The sequence below is a fragment of the Streptomyces glaucescens genome (assembly GCF_002154375.1).
Lineage (GTDB): Bacteria > Actinomycetota > Actinomycetes > Streptomycetales > Streptomycetaceae > Streptomyces > Streptomyces glaucescens.
In genome coordinates this window covers 1-525 of record NZ_MUND01000909.1, presented here as the reverse complement: position 1 = coordinate 525, position 525 = coordinate 1, and the positions used below count along the sequence as shown (strand labels likewise).

Annotated in this window: 1 protein-coding gene; it reads left to right on the top strand. The window is 72.8% G+C overall.

What is annotated here, in order from left to right; all coding sequences use genetic code 11:
• The coding region (locus tag CCN42_RS39180; protein ID WP_245877676.1) for a type IV secretory system conjugative DNA transfer family protein at positions 1-525 on the top strand (525 nt) is incomplete at both ends.

Below are 525 nucleotides of genomic sequence, written 5' to 3'. Positions count from 1 at the left end.
CGGCCGTACGATCCGCCATGTCCACCGGTGGCTGCAGGGCAGCCAGATCCAGGACGCCGTCCGCACCCTGCGCACCCATCCCAAGGCCGCGCCCGGCTCCGCCGGCGAGCTGGAGTCCGCGCTGACCGCGCACCCCGAGCGCCGGGACATGGCCCAGGAGCTGATCGGCCGCGCCCTGTCCGCGCTGTCCACGGTCCACGTGCGCGAGGCTTGCACTCCCAACCGAACAGATGCGCTCACCTTGGATTCCTTCATCGCCGAAGGGGGAACGCTCTACGTGGTGGGTGAGTCCATCGAGGACCCCAGGACCGACCCGGGTGCGATGCCCTTCCTGACGGCCCTCGCCTCCAGCGTGGTCGAGCACGGCCGGCGCATGGCCGAACGGTCATCCCCTGGTCGGCTCGACCCACCACTCACCCTCGTCCTCGACGACGTGGCGGCGGTCGCCCCGCTCCCCCAGCTCCCCGACCTGCTGGCCGGCGGCGCGGACCAGGGCCTTCCCACCCTCGCCCTGCTCCGCTCCCG